This is a genomic window from Paenibacillus sp. sgz302114, assembly GCF_056120345.1.
Genome location: NZ_JBVYOI010000002.1, coordinates 306,472 through 328,071 on the forward strand (window position 1 = coordinate 306,472; position 21,600 = coordinate 328,071).

The 21,600-nt window shown below is 49.7% G+C and carries 18 protein-coding genes and 7 tRNA genes; 4 read left to right on the plus strand and 21 right to left on the minus strand.

Annotated features, from left to right (window positions below):
• Positions 1-8: 8 nt before the first annotated feature.
• From AC0LWF_RS06460 to AC0LWF_RS06470, 3 genes are all read right to left on the minus strand, one after another.
• Positions 9-554 carry a glutathione peroxidase gene (locus tag AC0LWF_RS06460; protein WP_474650735.1) on the minus strand — a complete coding sequence of 182 codons (546 nt, stop codon included), beginning with the start codon at positions 552-554 and terminating at the stop codon, positions 9-11.
• A gap of 181 nt (positions 555-735) precedes the next feature.
• Positions 736-1,755: a Gfo/Idh/MocA family protein gene (locus AC0LWF_RS06465; protein ID WP_474650736.1), complete on the minus strand. Its 1,020-nt coding sequence runs from the start codon at positions 1,753-1,755 to the stop codon at positions 736-738.
• A 34-nt stretch (positions 1,756-1,789) separates the two neighbouring features.
• Positions 1,790-2,557, minus strand: a complete 768-nt coding sequence (locus AC0LWF_RS06470) for a sugar phosphate isomerase/epimerase family protein (RefSeq protein WP_474650737.1) — start codon at positions 2,555-2,557, stop codon at positions 1,790-1,792.
• Between the two features lie 165 nt (positions 2,558-2,722).
• Here AC0LWF_RS06470 and AC0LWF_RS06475 point away from each other — a divergent pair, with 165 nt between their 5' ends.
• From AC0LWF_RS06475 to sdaAA, 3 genes are all read left to right on the plus strand, one after another.
• Positions 2,723-3,538 carry an AraC family transcriptional regulator gene (locus tag AC0LWF_RS06475; RefSeq protein ID WP_474650738.1) on the plus strand — a complete coding sequence of 272 codons (816 nt, stop codon included), beginning with the start codon at positions 2,723-2,725 and terminating at the stop codon, positions 3,536-3,538.
• Positions 3,539-3,601: 63 nt separating this feature from the next.
• Complete coding sequence (sdaAB, locus tag AC0LWF_RS06480) at positions 3,602-4,282, plus strand: L-serine ammonia-lyase, iron-sulfur-dependent subunit beta (RefSeq protein ID WP_474650739.1); 681 nt, start codon at positions 3,602-3,604, stop codon at positions 4,280-4,282.
• 18 nt (positions 4,283-4,300) lie between these two features.
• Positions 4,301-5,200 (plus strand): L-serine ammonia-lyase, iron-sulfur-dependent, subunit alpha, encoded by a 900-nt coding sequence (sdaAA, locus tag AC0LWF_RS06485; RefSeq protein WP_474650740.1) that lies wholly within the window; start codon positions 4,301-4,303, stop codon positions 5,198-5,200.
• 796 nt (positions 5,201-5,996) lie between these two features.
• Here sdaAA and AC0LWF_RS06490 read toward each other — a convergent pair.
• The 5 genes from AC0LWF_RS06490 to AC0LWF_RS06510 form a co-directional block, all read right to left on the minus strand.
• Positions 5,997-8,102 carry a right-handed parallel beta-helix repeat-containing protein gene (locus tag AC0LWF_RS06490; RefSeq protein ID WP_474650741.1) on the minus strand — a complete coding sequence of 702 codons (2,106 nt, stop codon included), beginning with the start codon at positions 8,100-8,102 and terminating at the stop codon, positions 5,997-5,999.
• Between the two features lie 140 nt (positions 8,103-8,242).
• Positions 8,243-9,841: an ABC transporter substrate-binding protein gene (locus AC0LWF_RS06495; RefSeq protein WP_474650742.1), complete on the minus strand. Its 1,599-nt coding sequence runs from the start codon at positions 9,839-9,841 to the stop codon at positions 8,243-8,245.
• Positions 9,842-9,946: 105 nt separating this feature from the next.
• Positions 9,947-10,837, minus strand: coding sequence for a carbohydrate ABC transporter permease (locus AC0LWF_RS06500; RefSeq protein WP_474650743.1), 891 nt, complete (start codon positions 10,835-10,837; stop codon positions 9,947-9,949).
• 14 nt (positions 10,838-10,851) lie between these two features.
• Positions 10,852-11,793 (minus strand): ABC transporter permease, encoded by a 942-nt coding sequence (locus AC0LWF_RS06505; protein ID WP_474650744.1) that lies wholly within the window; start codon positions 11,791-11,793, stop codon positions 10,852-10,854.
• A 188-nt stretch (positions 11,794-11,981) separates the two neighbouring features.
• Entirely contained in the window at positions 11,982-14,327 is a 2,346-nt protein-coding gene (locus AC0LWF_RS06510; protein WP_474650745.1) for an AraC family transcriptional regulator, read from the minus strand.
• Positions 14,328-14,466: 139 nt separating this feature from the next.
• Here AC0LWF_RS06510 and map point away from each other — a divergent pair, with 139 nt between their 5' ends.
• Positions 14,467-15,213 (plus strand): type I methionyl aminopeptidase, encoded by a 747-nt coding sequence (gene map, locus AC0LWF_RS06515; protein ID WP_474650746.1) that lies wholly within the window; start codon positions 14,467-14,469, stop codon positions 15,211-15,213.
• A gap of 97 nt (positions 15,214-15,310) precedes the next feature.
• Here map and pyrB read toward each other — a convergent pair whose 3' ends face one another.
• From pyrB to AC0LWF_RS06580, 13 genes are all read right to left on the minus strand, one after another.
• The gene (gene pyrB, locus AC0LWF_RS06520) at positions 15,311-16,231 is read right to left on the minus strand and encodes an aspartate carbamoyltransferase (protein WP_474650747.1); all 921 of its coding nucleotides are present in this window, start codon (positions 16,229-16,231) and stop codon (positions 15,311-15,313) included.
• Positions 16,232-16,328: 97 nt separating this feature from the next.
• Positions 16,329-17,696 (minus strand): TrkH family potassium uptake protein, encoded by a 1,368-nt coding sequence (locus tag AC0LWF_RS06525; protein WP_474650748.1) that lies wholly within the window; start codon positions 17,694-17,696, stop codon positions 16,329-16,331.
• Positions 17,697-17,805: 109 nt separating this feature from the next.
• Entirely contained in the window at positions 17,806-18,186 is a 381-nt protein-coding gene (locus AC0LWF_RS06530; RefSeq protein ID WP_474650749.1) for a hypothetical protein, read from the minus strand.
• A gap of 98 nt (positions 18,187-18,284) precedes the next feature.
• Positions 18,285-18,908, minus strand: coding sequence for a LysE/ArgO family amino acid transporter (locus AC0LWF_RS06535; protein ID WP_474650750.1), 624 nt, complete (start codon positions 18,906-18,908; stop codon positions 18,285-18,287).
• Positions 18,909-19,039: 131 nt separating this feature from the next.
• The gene (locus AC0LWF_RS06540) at positions 19,040-20,119 is read right to left on the minus strand and encodes a methyltransferase domain-containing protein (protein WP_474650751.1); all 1,080 of its coding nucleotides are present in this window, start codon (positions 20,117-20,119) and stop codon (positions 19,040-19,042) included.
• 233 nt (positions 20,120-20,352) lie between these two features.
• Positions 20,353-20,434 (minus strand) — tRNA-Leu (locus tag AC0LWF_RS06545).
• Positions 20,435-20,472: 38 nt separating this feature from the next.
• A tRNA-Lys gene (locus AC0LWF_RS06550) sits at positions 20,473-20,545 on the minus strand.
• 5 nt (positions 20,546-20,550) lie between these two features.
• Positions 20,551-20,625: transfer RNA gene (locus tag AC0LWF_RS06555), tRNA-Glu, on the minus strand.
• A gap of 91 nt (positions 20,626-20,716) precedes the next feature.
• Positions 20,717-20,974, minus strand: coding sequence for a hypothetical protein (locus AC0LWF_RS06560; RefSeq protein ID WP_474650752.1), 258 nt, complete (start codon positions 20,972-20,974; stop codon positions 20,717-20,719).
• Positions 20,975-21,135: 161 nt separating this feature from the next.
• Positions 21,136-21,217 (minus strand) — tRNA-Leu (locus AC0LWF_RS06565).
• Positions 21,218-21,255: 38 nt separating this feature from the next.
• Positions 21,256-21,330, minus strand: a tRNA-Glu gene (locus AC0LWF_RS06570).
• A gap of 73 nt (positions 21,331-21,403) precedes the next feature.
• A tRNA-Ser gene (locus AC0LWF_RS06575) sits at positions 21,404-21,494 on the minus strand.
• Positions 21,495-21,501: 7 nt separating this feature from the next.
• Positions 21,502-21,577, minus strand: a tRNA-Asn gene (locus tag AC0LWF_RS06580).
• Between the last annotated feature and the right edge of the window lie 23 nt (positions 21,578-21,600).

Genomic DNA, 21,600 nt, shown 5'->3' on the forward strand with positions numbered 1-21,600 from the left:
CCTTTTTCTTAAAGCAAGGATTGAATGATCGGTTCTAATTCGGATGGGGGAGTCGTTGTTTCGTATCTGCCATGCAGCTGACCGTCCGGAGTAATCAAGAACTTGGTGAAATTCCACTTGATTCCATCACCGGCGTAAATGTCAGGATATTTTTCACTTACAAAGCTTTGCATCATTAGACCATCTGGCGTTTGAGGATCGGAACCTTGAAAGGGAGCCTGCTCTGTCAGAAATAGAAACAACGGATGCGCCTGCTCTCCTCTAACCTCGATTTTTTCAAACAACGGAAACGTCACTCCAAAGTGATTCTCACAATACTCCCGCACTTCCGGGTTACTCCCTGGCTCTTTCGCGTTGAATTGGTTACAAGGAAATCCGAGCACTTCAAACCCTCGCTCTTTATAGCTTTCGTATAGCTCTTGAAGAGCAGCGAATTGGCGAGAGTAAGCGCATCTGCTGGCCGTGTTGACAATAAGAAGAGCTTTGCCCCGGTAATGGGACATTTGAATTGGAGAACCGTCAATGGTGTTCACTTGAAAATCATAAATAGTCATTGGCTAGCCACCTCATTTCCGTATCATACGGAAACAATAACACAGCAGATTTTATTGCGATAATATATAAAATCAATATAAACTATAGATATATCAAATAAAGCTACAGCGTCTGAAGCAAAATAAGTTGCAAAAAACCTCCAATTCCGCCCTTTCAGGCAGAACTGGAGGTTTTCTTCTATTACAGGTTAATGACTTTGCCAGTAGCTTGCGATTCAAATGCTCCAAGAATAACAGCCAGCGATTTGCGGCCTTCTTCGCCGGAGATGCTTGGCTTCGTCTTTGTTACGATCGAGTTGATAAACGCGTCAACAACGCCGCTCGACTCTTGTTTGTCGTTTGTGCTGATCGCACCAACGTTGTAGCGCTCGACTGTGCCGTTGCGCAATTCAACGATGATTTGATCGTGCGGGTCCGTACCGATCTTCAGAACGCCGTTCTCGCACCAGAACACTGTGCTGTTGTCTTCGCCCTTGTAGTACGTCCAACTGGCAACAAGCGTACCGATTGCGCCGCTCTTCATGCGAAGGAGGCAAGTAGCGTTATCGTCTACGTCTGTTCCTTCTTTGTCCAGCGTACCGATGTAGCCCGTTACTTGAGCGACTTCGTCGTCAAGCAGGTAACGGATGAGGTCGGATTTATGTACGCCGAGGTCACCCATAGCGCCCATAATCGCTTCTGGCTTGCGGAAGAACCAGCTGCCTTTACCGTCTACGCTCCAGCCTTCCGGACCTGGGTGGCCGAACGACGTGCGGAATGTAAGAACGCGGCCAAGCGAGCCGTTATTAAGAATTTCTTTTGCCTTCACGTGAGGAGGCATCAGACGTTGGTTGTGGCCAACCATCAAGTAAACGCCGTTCTTGCTTGCCGCTTCGATCATTGCAGCCGCTTCTTCGTCAGTCGAAGCCATTGGCTTCTCAACCAGAACATGTGCGCCAGCATTAGCCGCTGCGATTGTTACTGGAGCGTGAAGGTAGTTAGGCGTACATACGCTAACTGCGTCCGGTTTGATTTTGCTAAGCATTTCTTCATAGCTTGTGAACGCTTCTGCGCCGTACTTCTCTGCAAGCTCTTGCGCGCGCTCGATAACCGGGTCAACGAAAGCGACCAATTCTACATTTGGATTTACTGCGTACTCAGGAATGTGACGACGGATTGCAATTGCCCCGTTACCTACAACGGCTACTCTAACTTTACTCATAATAGCGTATATCTCCCTTAATCAAATGATGGATTTAAGCTTTGTGCCCGTTCTCACGGAGCCAGTTGATGCTCGTTTGTACCGATTCAAGCGGTGGATTCGCACATCTGTCTTGCTCGACAACGATCCATTCCACGTTTGCTTTACTTGCTGCTGCGATAATCTCGTTCAGCGCGAGGTCGCCATTGCCAAGCTCGACTGTGTCGATTTGCTCGCCTGGGATGCCTTTGCGGAAGTCTTTCAAGTGAAGCAGCGGCAAGCGGCCTGCATACTTCGCGATATAAGCGATTGGATCTTGGTTCGAGTATTGTACCCAGCCGATATCCATTTCCACTTTCAACAGGTCAGCTGCAACCTTCGTGTACATCGCATCAAATACGAATTCGCCGTCAATCTTCAGCGCGAATTCAAAATCATGGTTATGGTAGCAGAATTCAATGCCTGCTTCATGGAACTTCTTACCGAAGCTCTCTAGCTTCGTGATCAGATCGCGCCAGAACGCTTCGCCGCCGGCTACCATCTCAGGGGAAACCCAAGGAAGGATCGCATAACGCGCGCCGATTGTTTTCAAGTACGCGATTTCGCCTTCAATATTCTCTTCAAGCTGCTGCAAGCCAATGTGGCTGCCGAAGCCTTCAATGCCAAGTTCATTAAGCAATGCTTTCAATTCTTCAGCAGGAATGTCGCCATATCCAGCAAACTCAACGCCCTCATAACCCATAGCCGCTACTTGACGAAGCGTGCCTTTAAAATCTTGAGCCAACTCGTCACGCAGTGTGAATAATTGCAAACCGATCTTCACGATTAATCTCTTCCTTTCGGGACGGTTTAGCTAGCGTTTCGGATGAAACGCATAGCACCTGTAAGTTTACCAATCTGACACTCATTATAGTAGAATTTGAGTGCTTTCGAGATGTATTATATAACAATAACATGTACAATCTTGCTACAAAATGAGGTGGAACAGATGTTATCCGAAATTATGAGCTGCAGCTATTCGTATCACACTCAGCCCTTCCAAATCACGAATCACGGGAGTCTGCGCGCCTATCTCTTCCGCTTGCAAACCGAGGGCACTTGCGAAGCGCTCGTGGACGGAAGAATGCAGCGCATTGAAGCCGGTGACCTGCTTCTCTTCAGGCCAGGCGATGCCTATCATCTGAATGTCATCGCACCGCAAAGCGATGCGGAGAACGGGGCAGCCCAGATACAGAGCAACGCCAACGTCAAAAGCGGAGACTACTACGTGATCTGCCGCGGCAGCTGGCTCGATGAGTGGTGGAGCCGCAAGGAGCGCCCCCGCAAAGTGAAAGTCGTTCCCGACGAGCGGTGGCTGTCGATATGGCAGGCTCTCATTCTAGAGAAGCGGCGCTTCGAAGCGGAGGATACTGAGCTCGCCGACTACTTGCTCCGCGCACTCTGCCTCGGTCTAGATCGCGCAATCACGACGCAATCCGACCTGCAGGGCAAATCCTTCATCGCGACTCGAATGAAGAACTTTATCGACGAGCATGCTGCCGATTCGTTCAGCGTGTCCGATATTGCTAAACATGTAGGCTTAAGCGTCTCGCGCACCGTTCACCTTTTCAAGGAATGCTATGGCATGACCATCATACAGTATACCCAAAATGTCCGCTTATCCATGGCGATCGAACGAATCAAATACAGCACCATGACCTTGGAGCAAATCGCCGATACATGCGGCTTCGGCAGCTATTCTTACTTTTACCGCGTCTTCCGGCAGAAGTATGGCGTGTCCCCGGCTGTCTACCGCATCCAATAATGAGTTGAGGCCCCTTCCTTGGGTAACACTATGTCAAAATGGTGCAGGAGGGCGGCGTGCAGCTTGCGGTTTAAAGATGTGTTCTCCATTATCGGTCCTTCAATGGTCGGGCCGTCCAGCTCGCATACGGCGGGAGCGGTACGCATCGGTCTTGTCGCGAATCAGCTGCTTGGCGCCGCTCCGGAGCGGGCAGAAATTCTGTTCTATGGCTCGTTCGCGGCGACCTATCAAGGGCACGGCACCGATCTTGCAATTGTGAGCGGACTCCTTGGATTCGCAACCGATGATAGACGAATTCCCGAAGCTCTGGCTATAGCCGAAGCGAGCGGTGTTGAAGTCATATTCGGTCAAGGGAAAGGTCTGTTCTCTCATCCGAATACGGTAAAGCTTCTGCTCGAAACGAGTGTTCCGAAGCCGAAGAGGCTGTCGCTTGTCGGCACATCGATCGGGGGCGGAAACATCGAGATCGTAGACGTGAATGAGTTTGCGGTGAAGATAACCGGCAGCTATCCTGCGCTCGTCATTCTGCATAAAGACAGGCCCGGTGTCATTGCAGATGTCACCTCCCTACTGGGGTCCGAAGGGGTCAACATCGGGCATATGTCCGTCGACCGCAAAGGCAGAAGTGGCGAGGCATTGACGGTGCTGGAGCTGGACGGCATGCTGCCCGACTCGATTATCGGTGAGCTACGGAGTATCGATCATGTGCAGGAGATCTCTAAGATTGATCTTAATTCAGTGTAAGCGAGGCGAATGATTGCGATGAACTTTCGAACGCTGGCTGAGCTCGGCGCGCTCTGCGCGGAGCGCGGCTTATCCATTGGCAAGCTGATGCTGGAGGAACAAAGCGCGGAATCCGGCAGGTCGCAGCAGGACGAATTCAGCAAAATGTCCGCCTACTACGACGTCATGAAAGAGGCGGTGCAGCGCGGCCTTCATGAGAATACGACGTCGCGAAGCGGGCTAACCGGCCTTGATGCGCAGCGAGTCGTCGCCCATCGGCAGCAAGAAGAGGCATGCCTCGGCGAGCATGCCAGCAATGCGATGGCGTATGCGCTCGCCGTCTCAGAGGTCAACGCCTCCATGGGACGCATCATCGCGACGCCAACCGCTGGCTCTTGCGGCATCATCCCGGGCGTATTCGTCAGCAGCCAGGAGCGCTTCGGTTGGGACGACGAGCGCCTCGTCTACGGTTTGTTCGCGGCAGGCGCCATCGGCTACGTCATCGCGAACAACTCGTTCGTCTCTGGCGCAGAGGGCGGCTGCCAAGCCGAAGTCGGCTCCGCCATCGGCATGGCGGCAGGCGCGCTCGTCGAGCTGCGCGGCGGCACGCCTGCCCAGGCGATTCACGCAGTCGGACTCGCGCTCAAGAACACGCTCGGCCTCATCTGCGACCCAGTCGGCGGACTCGTCGAGATTCCGTGCATCGTGCGCAACGGCTTCGGCGCAGTGTCCGCGCTTGCCGCCGCGGATATGGCTCTAGCCGGCGTCCGCAGCGTCATCCCCTCGGACGAAGTGATTCAAGTGATGCTCGAGGTCGGCTCCGCGATGCCGGAGATCCACCGCGAGACAGCAGGCGGCGGCCTAGCAACAACGCCAACCGGCCGCAAAATTATGAAGGAGCTTCGGGAGAATAAGGAGCCAAAGCCTCCTCGAAGCTAGATAAGGCTTCACCAGTTATGTGGTGCTATTAAATTGCAGTGGTTTCCGTTCAAGAAGGGTACCTGATACCCTTCTTTTGAAGTTTTCGATGCTTTTCCGCCCAAGAGGGGTACGTAGTACTCTTCTTTTGAAGTTTTCACTGGTTTTTCGCTCAAGAAGGGTACGTAGTACTCTTCTTGATATTACTAACTAGTCCACCAAACCAGCTACTTTTCCTCATTCCAACGAAATGCTGCCAATATAGTCCATCACACCAGCTTCTTTCACTCACCCCAGTGAAAATCCGCCAATGTAGTCCATCAGGCCAGCTACTTTTCCTCATTCCAACGAAATGCTGCCAATGTAGTCCACCAAACCAGCTACTTTACCTCATTCCAACGAAATGCTGCCAATGTAGTCCATCAGACCAGTGACTTTCACTCATCCCACCGGAAATTCGCCTATGTAAGCCAACAAACCAGCTTCTTTCACTCATCCCAACGGAATTCCGCCAATGTAAGCTACTTTGAGTACTCTCTTCCCCTCATTCTTCCGACTTCCCGCCAATGTGTATCCCCAGGGGACACTCTTTCTCTCTTTCTGCCGACTTCCCGCCAATGTGTATCCTTGGGGGGACACTCTTCCCTCCTTCCCCCGAATCTCCACCAATGTGTATCCCTGTGGGACTCTCTTTTGCTCTTTGCTTTTTACTCATTTGCTCTTTGCTCTTTTGCTCTTTTGCTCTTTTGCTCTTTCGCTCTTTCTCCCAGTCTCCCCCGCACCAACACGCTTCCTGGATATACATCCTTCGCTCCGCCTATCCTCTCGGCCAAGGAAACGACGCCTTCAACCCGATCCGGCTCATGTCGATCGTCTCCCATCCTAACCCGAAAGCTGGCGATTCCGGCTCCAGCGCAAACTGTTGCGCTCCGTCGTTCGACTTTTCAATCACAAGCAGCGGATCCTCATGCAGCGTATGCGCATCATAACGCCCATCCGACTGCATCCGCCACTCTTCCCAAGCAATTGGACGATGCCCACGCTTATCGTCACCATAGATGCCCGACACCGTTGGCAAGCTCTCGCCATTGAAGTATAGGTTGTAATCCGCTTCCTCCAGCCTGCGGTCATCAAAGTTAACGAAGTGGTACAGCTGTTCACCGGACTCATATGCGATATTGCGAACGAACGAAATGTCCCGATTCGCTTCACCTGCCATCTCCTGCGTGCCGAACGCCGCCCTCGCCCCGTTGCGGATAAGCAAATTGTTCTCGATCCGATTGCCGATCCCTTTGGCGAAAATCACGAACCACAGCGTCCCGCTCCCCCTACTAAACAGGTCGTGAACGACATTATGCGAGACGAGGTAATGGTCGGAAGCATCATCGAGATAGATACAGAAACCATAGGAGAAATATATGCCGCTATGATGGAACCGGTTGTACGTAATCCGGTTGCCGATGCCCGCTCCCCACGACTCCATCATGCCGCCGTCTTGGCTATCCTTCATGACATCCCACACGTTATTGCGCGTAATGACGTTATTTCTTGTATGGGCAAAATCATAATGGTTCTCCCAAGCCACCTTCATCCCATAATAAGACTCTTCCATCGCTCCGTAGCGCAGCCCTTTCAGCGAAATGCCATACCGCGGCATTCCGTGAATTTCATTATGCGACACTTCGTTCGAGCCGCTCTGATAGAGCTGGATGCCGCTCCCGTGACCAATAAGCTCGCCGCCATAACGAATCAGATTGTTCGTGATCACGTTGTTTTTGTTCACATCCGAACCCACAACAGTTGCAAAATCCCCCTCTCCAGGGGATAATCCCATCACATAGACACCGTTATAGCCCAGGTGTTCAATGAGATTATCCGCAATCACATTTCGCTGGCAATAGCCATTCAGCACGACGCCACTGAAGCCGCTTTGTATAATCCGGCAACCACGCACAGAAATCCCCACTGCATTCTCCATATAAATCAGTCCATCTCTGCTCTCCATATGCTCGCGGTTCGAAGAAGGCATGCGATACTGCTGCGCGCAATCCGAATAGGCAATCGTCAGCCCTTCGAAGCAGATGCCGGTTACCGGGTTATCCGCCGATTCTCCGCAAAGCTCAATTACCCGCCGTACCGTCGGTACAACAATCGATTGCTCTGCGATTGGAAGCTGTCGCGGATAATAATAGAGCTTGCCTTCGGCTTCATCGCAGTAGAACTCGCCTGGCTCAGTGAGGAGCTGCAACGCCCCCTGAATCCGATAGCGGGAGCCGCGGTCGATCCCCCACGGGGCAGGCTCTGCGAACGAGATCTCCAACGCGCTCCAATCGATCTCCGAGATTGTCTTCGTCTCCGTGAACCAGTTCCACTCTCCTTCCCCAGGCCAAATATGTACCTGCGCCCCCGCATCCAGCCCAAAGTCCGGCAAGTCGCCTTCCGCGAACCGGAAGCCGCGCCTGACATCGCGCTCCGCTTTCCCTGCAGCCGCGTTATAACCGGCCTTCGGCCAACACGCCTTCACCGCTCGCACACCATTCTCATAAAGCGTATGAACCACCGCACTTGCACTTGCACTTGCACTCGCACCATCCAGCCGAGCACGATAGATTCCATCGCGATAGTGCTCCCAACAAGCATCGCCAAGCACCTTACCGCCAGCGATGCACACCTCTTCCCCAGGCATGGCTCGATACGTCACCGAACTTCCGGCCGCTGCTCCCCCATCGCGCGAATCGAAGCTTAACGGTGCAGCAAGCTCATACACACCGCCACCAATCCACACGGTGATATTCTCCGCATATCCAACAGCCAGCTTCTCACGCACCAGCTCCCTAGCTCGCCCAATGCTACGCACCGCTTCTCCGGCAGAAGCGCCGCCGTCCCTATCATCGCCACTCACGACCGACACATAAAACTCCACCCGAACTCCTCCCTCCACAACCACATTTCCACGCTTTCACAATAGAAAAGGAGGCACAGGCGCTCTCTCCACCCGTGCCTCCTCGCATCCCATGCTTTTTTAAGCTCTGCTTCTTTTCAGCCTTACCTCTTCAGCTCTAATTACTTCAACCCTTGCTTCTTCAAGAACTCATCCCACTGCTTCTGAATCTCTTGGTCAATCTTCTCTTGACCAGCAGCTTTCAGCTTCTCGAGATATTTCGGAATGATTTCACTCGGATTGACCGCACCAGTCTCAAGTGCCGGAGCGTACTCGTTATTAACTGCTGCCGTATTCGCAAGCTCCGACTTAATCGGATCTTGGTTGACGGAGAAGCCATACGATGCCGCTACCATTGCGCTGTTGTTCAGATCAATTGTCTTCTGCCATACATCCGCTGTTTGCGGTGCTTTCAAGTATGCATTAAACTGATCGCCGAATACCCAGTCTACGTTCGGTGCATAGCCCGAATCCTTGATCGGCTCGATGTAATTCTCGTCTTTCTTCGTGTAGTGCTTGCCTTCAATACCGTAGCAGATCAAGTTGTACAGGTATTTATCCGTGCTGAGCAGGTTAATGAACATGAGGGCGCGCTCAGGATTTTTAGATGTTTTGCTAACGACTTGCATCGCGCTCGCGATACCTGTGAAGTACGTATCGGAAATCGGTGCGTACACCACTTCGTTGCCGCCATTGTTATTCATTTCATCTATTTCGCCGCCAGGCTTCGTCGTAAATTCGATGCCTACCGCCACAGTACCCTTTTTCTTCAGATCACCGAAGTTTTTCAAGATCGGAGCATCGTCGTTGATGTAACCCGCGTCGTACCATCTGTGCAAAGTTTCATAGTATTCCTTCTTGGCATTGATTTGCTCTTCACCGGTAAGGATCGTATAGTTCGGGTCATCCTTCTTGTAGGAGACAGCCAAACCATCCGTACCTACCCAATCCGGATCCGTGTAGAAGCCCCATGAATTCTGGCCAAGACCGAACGGAACGATGCCAGGCTCATTGTCCTTAATTTGTTTCAGGAACGGTTCGATGTCTTTGTACGAGTGGATTTTGCTAATATCGAGGTTATATTTGTCGGCAAAACGTTTCTGAATAACCAAGCTCTTCGTCTTCGCTGCAACTTGATACACAGGGAAGCCGTACACTTTGCCGTCATTGGCTTTCATATCTGGCCAGAACTTATCTGGAATGTTCGCACGCGCTTCCGGAGCATATTTATTTATCATGTCGTCTGTCAGCTCAAGCAGCGCACCTTTATCGATGTTCGCTTGATAGCTAAGCAGCCAATACTTCGAGCCCCATGCGACGTCGAACTCTTCACCGGAAGCCATAATCGTATTCATCTTCGGATCGTACTCATCGAAAGAGAGCGGTTTCAAGTCAACCGTTGCGTTGATCTTCTCCTTCAAGTACTTATTCACTTCATCGTTTACCAGCGATAGATCAGGACCGGACGGATTGCTCGGATAGTAGAACGTCAGCTTCACTTCAGGGAGCTCTTCCTTTGCCGGCTCCGTTGTTGCGTCTGCCGCATTATTCGTCGTATCCGCAGCGGTATTGGTCGACGTGTTCGATGTGTCCGCCGCCGTATTCGTCTTGCCTTCATTGTTTGTGCTGGAATTATTGTTGCTGGAGCAGGCTGCGATAATGCCGAAACATAACAGGACAAGACATAGTTTGTAGATAGCCCCGGATACTTTCATTTTCATGAACGACACACCTCTCAATTTTAGTTAACCCCATACCTTTTAATTAATCAAGTACAAACCGCAATCGTTATCCCTCACCTCCCTTAATAGCCGATCAGTCCGTCATTATCCCTTCAGTGAACCAACCGTAATGCCCCGGACAAAATATTTCTGGAAGAACGGGAAGATGACCAACATCGGCCCCCCCGCCAAAATCGCCATCGCCATCCGTACAGACAGCGTCGGGAAGTTCGCGAACTGCAGCTTGCTTGCCGCTTCCGCGAGCGGTGAATTCGCCAGAAACTCGATCTGAGACAGAATGCGTACGAGCAGCAGCTGCAGCGGTACATATTTGTCGTTGTCGATGAACAGAAGCGCGTTAAACCAATCATTCCAATAGGCGAAAGAGATGAACAAGCCGAGCGTTGCCAGAGCAGGCGTCGACAGCGGCAGAATCATCTGCATGAAGATCCGTGTTTCGCTCGACCCATCCACCTTGGCGGACTCAATGATCTCCATCGAGATTTTGTCCAGGAAGCCTTTCATAATGAGAATGTTGTACGGGCTGAGCAGCAGCGGAATGATGAGTGCGCCGAGCGTGTTCTTGAGGTAAAAATACTGCGTCATCAGCATATAGAACGGGATCAGGCCGCCGTTGAACAGCAAAGTAAAGAACACGTAGAACGTCAGCGGACGCTGATAGCGGAAGTCCCGCCGGGAGATCGGATAAGCGGTTAATGCAGTAAGGAACAGGGCAACGACCGTACCGATCACCGTAATTAAGATGGTGACGCCGTAACCGCGAAGCATAATATTCGGCTCCTTGAAGACGATTCGGAACGCCTCGAAGCTCACTTCATGCGGAATGAACCGATAGCCGTATTGAACAAGACTGTTCTCAGACGAGATGGATACGGCAATGACGAGCAGAAAAGGCACCGTGATGAGCGCACATACGATGATGAAAAAGGCATTTATGAACCAGTTGGCACGTTGGCCCTGTTTATTCAGCGGCATAGCATGTATTCCTCCTAGAATAGAGAGCTTTCCTTATCAACTCTGCGTACCAGATAGTTCGCCGACACAATCGTTACTAGACCAACGGCGGATTGCAGGAATCCGACAGCTGCGCCCGAGTTGATGTCCCCGAGCTTCGTCAGAGCGCGGAACACATACGTGTCGATAATGTCTGTCGTCGGAAAGTTCATCCCTACATTGTTCGGTACAAAATAATGCAGGCCGAAATCGCCTCTGAAAATATTGCCAAGTCCCAAAATGAACAATATGATAACGAGCGGCTTCAGCAGCGGCAGCGTGATCCGGAGCATCATCTGCGGCCTTGAAGCCCCGTCCAATCTGGCAGCCTCATAATACTCGCTGTTAATCCCAAGTATCCCGGCGTAGTAGACAAGTGTAGAGAAGCCGACGCCCTTCCACACGGCTACCAGCGGAAGGATGAAGATCCACGGCTTCGTCTCGAAATACCATTTATGCGGCGATAGGCCAAAGGTTTGGAGAAGGTTGTTCATATACCCGCTTTTATGCTCAAGGAAGGCATAAGCGATATACCCAACGAGCACGAGCGAGATAAAGTACGGCAGAAACATCGTCGTCTGGTAAATCTTCACCATCCGGCCCGACACTTCATTAAGAAGAAGTGCGAAGAGCAGCGCTGCAAGTGTGCCCAGTATGATATAAGCAAAGTTGTAGAGCAGCGTGTTCCGTATAATGCGCAGCGCATCCTGCGACTTGAATAGAAACTTGAAGTTGTCGAGACCTACCCATCTGCTTCCGAAGATGCCTTGGTCGTACCTGAAAAACTTGAAGGCAAGAATTAAGCCGACCATCGGGATATAGCTGATAAGCAGTTTGTACACAATCCCCGGGATCGCTAGCATGAGCAGTTCTCGATTTTTGCGCAGATAAATCCATTCTCTCTTGAGCCATCTCCCCGTTCGGGACCATAATTTCATAACGGATGACCGCCTCCTTCTGACATTCATCTTGCCACGGCAGCACGAACGCCAGCTAGAATACGATCTTCGAATAGCTGTAGCAGACGCATGTAAAATGTTCGAATTTATGTAAATAACGCAAAAAGACCGCCGTTCCCACTTTAGTTTCGTGAGAATCGGCGGCTTCGTCTTGCGGACTTGCCCCGTTATGAGATCGACTTCTTCATCCGATATTCCTTCGGCGTGCTTCCGAACTTCCCTTTGAACAGTCGGAAGAAATAGCTTGGATTGGCATATCCGCATTTCTCCATAATCTCGATTACGGTGTAATCGTCATTCTCGAGCAGCTGTTGAGCGTGCCGGAGCCGCACATCGTTCATATATTCGGTAATTGAGAGGCCGCTGCTGTCTTTAAACAGCTTGCCGATGTATGCCGAGGTGAGCTTCACGGTCGAAGCAATCGACTGCTGGCTGAGATTGATATCGGCATATTTCTGCTCGATCAGCTCTTTGATCGTCTCCAATATCATATCATTGCGTTCCATGCTGGCAGGCCGCTGCCCTTCGCAGATCTTCGCGCAGAGCGAGAGCAGCGTAATATACATCTCTTCCAGCGATTCTTTCTCCAGTGCCATATGGGTCGCGTATTCGAGATCGACGTCCAGCTTAATGAGCCGGTTGTTCGCAATTTCAACTGCCGTATTCTTCATTGCCCAAGCGAGGTTGGACAAAGCACGGAGCATATCGTCATATTGGAACCCCGCCAGCATCGTGAACGCCTTCTCAAGCTCGCTTCCTGCCTCGGACATTTGCCCCTTCCTGAGCGCCTCGGTCAGCCTCCGTTCGATGATGTCCGGAATGACCGTCTGCTTGTTGGTTAAATTCTGCTGCACTTGATCCGAGGTAATGATCGCTTTGTTGCCCACTATAATTTTGTACATACAAAGCTGTTGCGCCTGATTATACGCAGTTGAGATATACGGGAATTGTTGAAACGGATCGCTGACTCCGCAGGAGAGCGACAAATTGTAATAAAGCTCGATCGTTTGCTGGATTTCACTAATAAGCGGCACGACCTGCCCGAAATGGACCTGCTCGTCCTCTACGCCTCTAGAGACGATGAGAACGACATGATCGCCCCTCACCTCCACCGCCTCGCAAGGATAGCTGCGCGACATCATTTCGTGTGCGATATTGACGATTGCGAAGCTATACATTTTCTTCGCAGTGCCAGTCGTACTTTGGTCGAATGAAGCGTAATTATCGATCCTCAGCACGCACACGACAATTTCGTCGGATACCGATATTTGCAGCCCATGCTTCTGGATGAGCTCCAACATATCATGATGCGTAAACAGACTGCTGTCGGTCAGAAACTTGCGCAAATAATATTTGTTCACAATCTGCTCCGAGCTAATCTCCTGCAGCTTATGGCTCAGGCGCATATAATTGTCGCTCATGAGATGGAATTCATCGCCTTCATACGTCGCTTGAGACTGGCCGCCTTGCTTGTCAGGCTGCTGAAGCCGAATACGCCGCAGCATTCGCTCAATCGGTGTGTAAAGCTTGTACGACAGCCAAATCGAGATGCCGATTGCGATAAGGAGAAATACGACCGCGATGACGATCGACTTTATCCGTGTTTCTCTAACATCCTTCATTAGCTTGTCATAGGGCTGAACATAGATAATTGTCCAATTGCGAACGCCATCGTCCATATACGAGATGAGATTCTTCTGCCCGTCAATTTGGCCGACGACGAAGCCGGATGCCTTGTTGCTCGTAGCTTTATTTGTGGCGATGAGCTGCTTGATTTGTTCCTTCTCCGCCACGCCAGCAGAGGCTTGCTTCAGATCTGAGGAGTAGAGCTGCCCGTCTTGATCAGCGATATAGATCTCTCCGCCCTCTTGGCTGCTCACCGCATCCATCTTCTTCAAGCTGTTGAATACCCAGTCCGACTTGATGTAGAGAATGATTGCGGATTCCGACCTTGAGAACGGTTTCAAGGAATTCGTGACGAGATAGGCAAAAACGTCAATCTGTCCATCTTCTCTTTCCAGACTTACAGGTATTAAACGTGATGTGGAATGCGGTTTATTGGGATCAAACAGCCAGGAGCGTATTTTCGCCTTCGTTATGCCGCCATCGAGCAAAAAAGCAGTCGATGTCGCATAGATTTCATTTTGCGTGTGGTTGTATACAGCAATGGAGTGCAGGAAGGAAGAGCTGTCCAAGTAGCTCGACAGCCGGCTGTATCCGCGGATCCAGTCCATTTTGGGGAGCTTCTGGTCAAACAGCATGGCCGCAATCTGATTGTCCTTGTTCACGTAGTTCGATAAGTGGCTTATGATTTCGTTCATATAGGAAAGATTATATTGAATCTGTGACAGCACCTTCAGGTTGGACTGCTCCTGATTGCGCCGGACTGATTGCTCCAGCACGTAGGTGTTGACGAGTGTAAGTGCGATGAGTACGATAACCATCGATAACATTATGGAGATTAATACGCGCTGCAAGTACTTCTTTGACTTGTAAATGCCAAAACCTATCATGCAAGCTCCCCTTCCGTTAGCTTCTGCGGCATAGCTTTATTATGTCATTAGAGGAGCAAGACTTCTATACCCAAGCCGGCCCTAGTTTCTTTACGCCGGACATTTTTTTCTTTATAATTGACCATTAAAGAGGTGTAGCATGATTATTATTAAAACCAAAGAAGAAATCGAAAATATGCGCAAAGCAGGAGAAATTCTTGCTGCTTGCCACCGCGAGATAGCGGGTATGATTAAGCCTGGCGTTACAACGAATGAGATCGATCAATTCGTCGAAAAGTTTCTTGAGAAGCAAGGCGCAACGCCTGAGCAGAAAGGGTACAAAGGCTACGCTTACGCGACATGCGCTTCCATCAACGACGTTATTTGCCACGGCTTCCCTTCGGCAACTCCGCTGAAGGACGGCGACATCGTTACGATTGATATGGTTGTCAATCTAAACGGTTGGCTGGCTGATTCCGCATGGTCCTATGCGGTCGGCAACGTCTCCGAACAGGCCCAGCGCTTGCTTACGGTGACAGAGGAGTCCATGTATAAAGGCATCGAGCAAGCGGTTGTCGGCAACCGGATGGGCGATGTGTCGAATGCGATTCAGAAGTATGCGGAAGAGAATGGCTTCTCGGTCGTTCGCGAATTCATCGGTCACGGCATCGGCCGCGACATGCACGAAGAGCCGCAAGTGCCGCATTACGGACCTCCAGGTCGCGGCATTCGTCTGAAAGCTGGCATGGTCATGACGATCGAGCCGATGCTGAACACCGGAGCTTGGCAGAGCAAGATCGACAGCGACGGCTGGACCGCTCGCACAATCGACGGCGGACTTTCCGCGCAATATGAGCACACAATTGCGATTACGGAAGACGGCCCGATTATTTTGACGAAGCAATAAGAACAAAGCCTCAAGTCTGCCAACCAGCTGCTGCCGGTTATTGACTTGAGGCTTTTTTGCGCCTTTGGCGACAAACGACTGCAATTTGCGCCTTAGCTTAACTAAAACATTTCTCAATAAGCGCCATCCGAATATACAAACCGTTCACAGCTTGTCTGAAGTAAGCCGCCCGCGGGTCTTGGTCCACATCCGGGTGGATTTCGCCAGCACGCGGAAGCGGATGAAGAATCATCGCCTTGTCCTTCATCGTATCCAGCAGATTGCGGTCGATAATATATTTGCCCTCTGCCTTCGCATACTCTTCTGGCGACGGGAAGCGCTCCTTCTGAATCCGCGTCTGGTAGAAAACATCCGCCGTCTGTGCAATTCCCGCCAGATCCGTCGTTTCTTCGTAGGAGATGCTTTTCTCATCCAAGTACTGTTTTACATACGAAGGGATGCGAACATTGTCTGGAGAGATAAAAGAAATATGTACGTTGCGATAATTCGCCAGCAGGTAGCTTAACGAATGAACCGTCCGGCCATAGGTCAAATCGCCGATCATCGCGATATGGACGCCATTGATGCCGCCGAACTCCTTCTCAATCGTGTACAGGTCAAGCAATGCCTGCGTCGGATGCTCCCCAGAGCCATCACCGGCGTTGATAACAGGCACCGTAGATACGGCAGCCGCCCGCTTCGCCGCACCAATATCCGTATGCCGCATGACGATGAGATCGCTATAGCCGGCAATAATTCGGATCATATCTTCGAGCGTCTCGCCTTTGATCGCAGAAGAGAACTGGCTCGCATTCTCCGTGCCAATTACACGTCCGCCGAGGCGGTGCATCGCCGATTCGAACGAGAACCGAGTACGAGTGCTCGCTTCGAAGAACAGCGTGCTCATAATTTTGTTCGGGAAGCGCTGTGTACCGCCCTCGCCTGCTACGACCTCCATCGCCTTTGCCGAGCTGAACAGCTGTTCAAGCTCCTCCCGGTCAAACTGCTTCGCGCCAAGTACATGATACAATGATTTCACGGTTTGAAGTCCCCCTACATTCATGATGACAACAGATGCTCAAGCGTATTATAAGCGAGTTCCTTCGCTCGTTCAAACGGGGAATAAAGCTGCAGCATCAACCAATAATAAGCTTCTCCTCCGGATAGCGGATATCCGGCTTCTTCTTACCCGAGCTGAACAGCGAGATAAACAGGAACATCCCGATTCTTCCGATGAACATGAGCACAATTAGCGTGATTTTGCTTCCGAGATGAAGTGAACCTGTAATGCCCGTCGACAAGCCGCAAGTACCGAATGCCGACGTCACCTCGAAGAGGACAGCGGACAGATCAAATTGATGCGACTGCGACATGAACACGGCGAATATGCCAGTCAACACAAGCAGTACAGCCAGCGCGAAGAACACGAAGCTCTTAATCGTATCTTCCATGCTGATGGAACGATTGAATGCCCTCGGTACCCGCTCGCCTCTTGCAAAGCTTAGAATTGCGAGCACAATGATGGCGATTGTCGTCGTCCGAATCCCCCCGCCCATGCTAGAAGGACTTGCCCCAATGAACATCAACCCCGAGATAAGCAGCAGCGAGGCATGATGAAGCGACGACACATCCACTATGGTCAAGCCTGCGCTACGGGAGCTCACCGATGTAAAGAGCGAATTCATCCACTGCTGATGTAAGGGCATATGGCCGAACGAGTGGCCCGCTTCCGTTAGCCAGATGATGATGGCGCCAATGAGCAGCAGAATCGCATGGGTAGACAGCGTCACCTTCGTGAACAGCGAGAAGCGGAAGCGCTTATTCGTGTTGCTTCTGCGGCGGTTGCTCACATACTCCCACAGCTCCGCCATCACCGGGAATCCGATCGCCCCCAGAATGATTAGCAGCATCGTGAAGCTTTGGACAAAATAATCTTTTGAATAGCGCACAAGCGAATCACCGAACAGGTCGAAGCCTGCATTCGTAAACGCTGATACGGAGTGGAACATCCCGTTAAACAACGCATTCGAGAGTGAATCTGTATAGCCAGTCGCATAGAAGTAGGTGCCGAACAGCAGCGTGCCCGTCAGCTCAATGGCTAATGTCAGCACAAGGACCACCCTCATGAGCTGGACAAGTCCCGCCAGCTGGTTCCGGTTCTGATCAATCATTATGAGCTTACGCTCAAGCAGGCCGATATGCTGCCCCATCAGAAACCAATAAAAGCTTCCAAGCGTCATGATGCCGACGCCACCGAATTGAAAAGCCGACATCAGCACGATGGCGCCAAATGTACTGTATGTATCAGTTGTCGATACCGTCGTGAGCCCCGTAACGCTTACCGCGCTTGCAGCGGTGAACAGCGCATCAATCAGAGGAAGCTTAACCCCAGGCTTCAAACTTACAGGCAGCTTAAGCAGCAGCGTAAAGACGACGATTCCGATCATATAAGCCAAAATAATGATTTTGCCCGGAGAGAGCTTCCTTATTATCGTTCTAAGCATCGCAAGTCAATAATTCCTTTCTGGATATGGACGTATGGATGTTGTTTGCCCTAATTAAGTACAAAAAATCCTCTCTGCATATAGAGAGGATTCTCTTCTTCTATCGCTACTACTGATACGGGACAAAATGATACCGGTTTCCTTCGGTCCCCAAATACTTCTTCACGAACCTCTCGCGCATCATGTCCATGAAATAAAGCGGATCCGCGATATAAGCTGCCCCAGGTGTTGCAGCTAACGCATTAATCTGCGCTTTCATATCCTGCATCGCCTGCTCGGGAATGTAGTAGTCGCCAAGCTGATCATCCATCGCCCATACGAGTACTTCCCTGCAGCTGCCCGCCTGCTGCTGTGCCTGCTCCTGCAAACATTGAATCGCATGAAAATTACGTTTCTCCAAATAAAAATCAATCAGTGCATTGTTGAGTATCGTCGTTGCAACATCATCCAGCACCAGCATTCGACCATCTTTCTTCGAATCATCCGGCATCTCGGCTTTCCCCCGTTAGCATTTGGAGCTAATTCCAGACTATCCCTATTCGTACTTATGTACTATATATATCACATAAATTGTCAGCCTGCTACAAATTAATGTTGCCCTTGCAGCAGCGCGACAGCGAGATAGACCGCGGTCCCCCAAATAACGAGCGCAGACACTTTGTTCAGCAGCGACAGGATTTTGCCGGATTGATCCATGCTGCCAATCATTCGTCCCGCGAGCGCAAGCCCAGTGAACCAAAGCCAGGACACAGCGATACATACAAGCGCAAATGCAATCCTATCTGCTCCCGAATAGCTAAGCGAGCTCGTCCCGATGACACCGACAGTGTCAAGGATAGCGTGCGGATTAAGCAGCGATACCGATAACGCGAACGCCACTTGTCTCCTCGTATCAAGCTGCTCTGCAGGCTTGCCATTTTGCCCGCCACTGCTGCTGCGCCAGGTTACCCAGCCCATATAGAGCAAGAATAGAATGCCCATGCCTTGCAGCAACGCTTTCAGCCAGTAGATCCCGAGCACAATCGCAGATACGCCGAACACCGCCAGCGAGATGAGAAGCGTATCGCATAGAGCAGCTGCGATGACAACTGGCAGTACACGGTGGAACTGACGATGTGCAGCACCTTGATTGAAGACGAACACATTCTGTACCCCAAGCGGCAAAATCAATCCAAATGCTAAAATAAAGCCGTTTATTATCGCGTGAATCATGATGTGAAATACACCTACTCTTTATTAAGAATAAATAAGCCTGAAAATCCCCGCACGATTGACTGCAGTAAGTAAAATGAAAAAACCCTTGAAGATCAAGGGTTAAGTGTTACGCGCAAACGCAAGAAAGATTATTTAATCGCCTCAACATAGATAGAATTCTCAGGGTGGGTATTATCGAAGAGATCCGTATTACGAAGAACAGGTGAGGCACTTTGACTATAAGCGGATAAATAAACATTCTTAAATCCCGCTTCTTTCAAACTCTGAATCAATTTAGTTTGATTCCACCAATTAATATGGTTACCAGGATATTTATTTTGTATTTCTAAAGAACACTTTGAAACGCAATAATCCAATGCCTGATCATAAGGCAATGTTTTGAATGTGTGTTCAAGCTCTTCATCGCTAATTTTCACAGTATTAGGATCTGCATGCAAACTAGAGGTTTGACCAGCAAAGTGGAACAGGAACACCTGATGTATAGATGCTTCGTTCATAGGTATGCTTATATTAACACGTTCCATTTGATCTTTAGTGCTATAAGTGTCAATCATTTTGTAGAAATATCTATCGTTCTTTTTAAAAGCATTGTATGCCAAATCGATATTGGGAGTTGTTACCCTAAAAGTCCCGCCTTCTTTCAAAATTCTATAAGCTTCATTGAACATATTTTGTGCACTTACATTCGGAATATGCTCGATTGTATGACTGGTGTAAACCACAGAAGCTGAATTACTTTCAACGGGCAACGGAGTATTCTCAAGAAGGTTCCACTGAATATCAACTTGGTTCATCGCATACCAATCACTGGCATAATCTACATTTTGCCATGCAACATGTCTGAATTGGCCAGCTCCAATGTTATAAAATCTTCTATTTTCTGTAGCTTCTTCTCCATACAACCTTTTATACATCCCTAAATCATTGTTTGTATCTTTATAGGTCTTTATTTCTATTCTTTCAAAATTATAAATGCTCATATTATGAAGTTGTACCGCTATCTCTTTGTAGTATGTACTTGCTATTATGATTTTCGAATAATCTAATCCCGCTAACTGATCTGGCGAAATGACCTCAATCCCTTCTATTCTCTCGCCCCACTTACGGGAGTCATTATCGCAAAAATATAAAACATTATACTTGCTTTGCACAAAATAAAGTACTGAGAGACCATATTTAGAAGCTCCAAATAAAATAACATTCTCCATGTGTGAATTTCTCCTCGTAGTTTGCTGTTAGTACATACAAGTTTAGATTAACATATATACGCTCCATTGCAATCGATACAGCTGCTGTCAATGAATAGAAGCACTGTCTATATCGCGAAAGGACACCGCTTCGAAAAAAAAGCCGAAGCGCGGCAGAATTCACTCCTACACGCGCTCGGCTTTCATTAGATTAAAAAAGAAAAAAGCCTTATACAACAAGGCTTTTCTCGGAATGCGGTCGGAGGGATTTGAACCCTCACGCCCATAAGGCGCCACCCCCTCAAGATGGTGTGTCTGCCGTTCCACCACGACCGCGAAGTGATATGTGATTGTCCATATCAAGAAAATAAAAGTGAGTCATGTAGGATTCGAACCTACGACACCCTGATTAAAAGTCAGGTGCTCTACCAACTGAGCTAATGACTCGCAAATGGTGACCCGTAGGGGACTCGAACCCCTGTTACCTCCGTGAAAGGGAGGTGTCTTAACCACTTGACCAACGGGCCTAAATTCGACTTGTTTCGACATATTGTCCGAAGCAACGAAAATTATTATATCCCGCTGGGAATCAAAATGCAAGTCCTTTTTTTATGTTTTTTAATCGTTCACTTCTATGCCTAATGCTAACGCCCGTTTAAGCGCTTCTTCAGTAAATTTATGTTTTCTGTACTTAGCTTCAAGCTCTTCCTTAGACATCGGAATCCAGCGAAAATCCTTGTTTTGATAAATCCATACTTTCGTGCCCCAATCCACATGAATCGTACGACTGGCAACTTTCTTCACAACGCCGATTTCCTTAATAACTCCTGATACACCGAATATCTTCACACAGTAATGATTAACAATATCCCTCAAATTATCTCTCCACCGTTCTGTTTATCATTTATCTTATTATACCCTGCAAGCCGGAAGTTGCAGAAAAAACAGACCGCTTCTCTTAGCAAAGAATCGATCTGCAAAATAAAAAAAGCCTGAAAAGGCGAAAAACCCTTGATATACAAGGGTTTTTCTTGGGATGCGGTCGGAGGGATTTGAACCCTCACGCCCATAAGGCGCCACCCCCTCAAGATGGTGTGTCTGCCGTTCCACCACGACCGCGGAGTGATATGTCGTAATTCCATATCAAGTTATTAAATTGGTGACCCGTAGGGGACTCGAACCCCTGTTACCTCCGTGAAAGGGAGGTGTCTTAACCACTTGACCAACGGGCCGAGTTGCTCTTGCAATCTCGCACCTAGTCAAGATTGAAGAATCATTGCTTTACTTAATGCCACTTAATAAAAATGGCGGAGAAGGAGGGATTCGAACCCTCGCACCACTTGCGCAGTCTAACCCCTTAGCAGAGGGTCCCCTTGAGCCACTTGGGTACTTCCCCAAAGAATTGGCTCCCCGAACAGGACTCGAACCTGTGACAACTCGATTAACAGTCGAGTGCTCTACCAACTGAGCTATCAGGGAATATTGTTTGAGTGACAAGAAAT

Excerpts from the sequence above, each read along its gene's own strand:
- AC0LWF_RS06460 (WP_474650735.1), bottom strand. The coding sequence starts at position 554 with ATGACTATTTATGATTTTCAAGTGAACACCATTGACGGTTCTCCAATT.
- AC0LWF_RS06465 (WP_474650736.1), bottom strand. The coding sequence starts at position 1,755 with ATGAGTAAAGTTAGAGTAGCCGTTGTAGGTAACGGGGCAATTGCAATC.
- AC0LWF_RS06475 (WP_474650738.1), top strand. The coding sequence starts at position 2,723 with ATGTTATCCGAAATTATGAGCTGCAGCTATTCGTATCACACTCAGCCC.
- sdaAA (WP_474650740.1), top strand. The coding sequence starts at position 4,301 with ATGAACTTTCGAACGCTGGCTGAGCTCGGCGCGCTCTGCGCGGAGCGC.
- AC0LWF_RS06495 (WP_474650742.1), bottom strand. The coding sequence starts at position 9,841 with ATGAAAATGAAAGTATCCGGGGCTATCTACAAACTATGTCTTGTCCTG.
- AC0LWF_RS06500 (WP_474650743.1), bottom strand. The coding sequence starts at position 10,837 with ATGCCGCTGAATAAACAGGGCCAACGTGCCAACTGGTTCATAAATGCC.
- AC0LWF_RS06505 (WP_474650744.1), bottom strand. The coding sequence starts at position 11,793 with ATGAAATTATGGTCCCGAACGGGGAGATGGCTCAAGAGAGAATGGATT.
- AC0LWF_RS06510 (WP_474650745.1), bottom strand. The coding sequence starts at position 14,327 with ATGATAGGTTTTGGCATTTACAAGTCAAAGAAGTACTTGCAGCGCGTA.
- map (WP_474650746.1), top strand. The coding sequence starts at position 14,467 with ATGATTATTATTAAAACCAAAGAAGAAATCGAAAATATGCGCAAAGCA.
- AC0LWF_RS06525 (WP_474650748.1), bottom strand. The coding sequence starts at position 17,696 with ATGCTTAGAACGATAATAAGGAAGCTCTCTCCGGGCAAAATCATTATT.
- AC0LWF_RS06530 (WP_474650749.1), bottom strand. The coding sequence starts at position 18,186 with ATGCCGGATGATTCGAAGAAAGATGGTCGAATGCTGGTGCTGGATGAT.
- AC0LWF_RS06535 (WP_474650750.1), bottom strand. The coding sequence starts at position 18,908 with ATGATTCACGCGATAATAAACGGCTTTATTTTAGCATTTGGATTGATT.
- AC0LWF_RS06540 (WP_474650751.1), bottom strand. The coding sequence starts at position 20,119 with ATGGAGAATGTTATTTTATTTGGAGCTTCTAAATATGGTCTCTCAGTA.